Origin of the sequence: Mesorhizobium sp. M2A.F.Ca.ET.039.01.1.1 (genome assembly GCF_003998035.1) — a bacterium.
GTDB lineage: Bacteria > Pseudomonadota > Alphaproteobacteria > Rhizobiales > Rhizobiaceae > Mesorhizobium.
Window position 1 is genome coordinate 1 of the sequence record NZ_RZRY01001160.1, and the last position, 1,314, is coordinate 1,314.

A 1,314-nucleotide genomic window follows, 5' to 3' on the forward strand; every position below is an offset into this window, starting at 1 on the left:
GACCTATATCAACACCTCGATCATCGCCGACTATGCGCTGGCCGCGCGGCTTTTGCCGCGCAAGGCGCTGCTGCACATCCACGAAATCCCCGAGCGCATATTGCGCAAGGTGCTTGTCGCCCTGATGCGCTGGAGCCGTGCGGACCTGATCTTCAACTCGCGCGCCACGCGCGCAACGTTCGGCGATCCGCCGGCCATCGATGCCAGGGGGCGGCGCACGCATGTCGTCTATAACGGCGTCGCCGGGCCGCTGGCCCTGCCGGTGACCTATGACGGCAGCCGCCCGCTCAGGGTCCTGCTGCTTGGCCGCGTCAACCGCATCAAGGGGCAGGAGGTGCTGCTCGAAGCAGTCGCCTCGCTTCCCGCTGGGTTGCGCAATCGCGTCGAGGTCCGTCTCGTCGGCGGCGCCTTCGAAAGCGTCGAGCGCGAGCAGGCGCTCGCCGAGCTGGTCGGGCGCATGGGGCTTACAGGGCATGTCGAGGTGCTGCCCTTCGTCTCCGACCCGACCGACCACTATCGCTGGGCGGATATCGTGGCGGTGCCGTCGCGCCGCCCGGAATCGCTCGGTCGCGTCGCCATCGAGGCGATGGGCTGGGGCAGGCCGCCGCTGGTGTCGGCGATCGGCGGACTGGTGGAAGTGGTGGCCGACGGCGAGACCGGCTGGCATGTGCCGCCGGGGGATGCCAAGGCCCTTGCCGGCAAGCTCAGCGAGATCATCCAGCGGCCGGAGCTCTGGCGCGGCTTCGCCGCCGCCGGCCGCACGCGCTACGAGACGCTCTTCAGCGAGCATATCGCCGCCGCCGCGATCGTGGCGATCGTGGCCGACAAGCTGAAGGCCACGCCGCGGCGGGGACGGGCGGGCGTCGCCCGCGAGGCGGAGACGAGCCCGTGAAGTTCACCTTCCCGGCCCATCTGGTGCGGCGCCTCATGCTGATGATCGGCGGCGAGGCGATGCAGAGCGGCTTCCATTTCGCCCTCAACATCGCGTTGCTGCATCTTCTGTCGGCCGAAGGTTACGGCCTCTTCGCGCTGGCCATGGTGATGGGCGGCGTCGGCCTGTCCTATATCCGCTCGCTCACCGCCGTTCCGGCCGCAATATGGATGGGCAAGAGCACCAACAGCGCCGGCGTCGACGCGTATGACATGACCTTCGGATCGGCGGCGCTGGTGGTGGCGCTGCTGATGGGGCTGGGCACGGGGCTGCTGATGCGCCTCTTGGGCGACCCGAGCGGCATCGGCGCCGCCTGCTTCGTCTGCGCCTGGTCGCTGCGCAGCCATATGCGTACGGCATTCTTCGCGCGCCGCATGCAACTC

1 protein-coding gene and 1 pseudogene are annotated in these 1,314 nt (G+C 69.1%); both read left to right on the forward strand.

Going from position 1 to position 1,314, the window contains the following annotated elements; all coding sequences use genetic code 11:
- The coding region (locus tag EOA24_RS38180; protein ID WP_127410838.1) for a glycosyltransferase family 4 protein at positions 1-892 on the forward strand (892 nt) is incomplete at its 5' end.
- Positions 889-1,314 (forward strand): annotated as a pseudogene (locus tag EOA24_RS38185) (hypothetical protein); the annotation flags it as partial. The gene EOA24_RS38180 and the pseudogene EOA24_RS38185, both read left to right, overlap by 4 nt.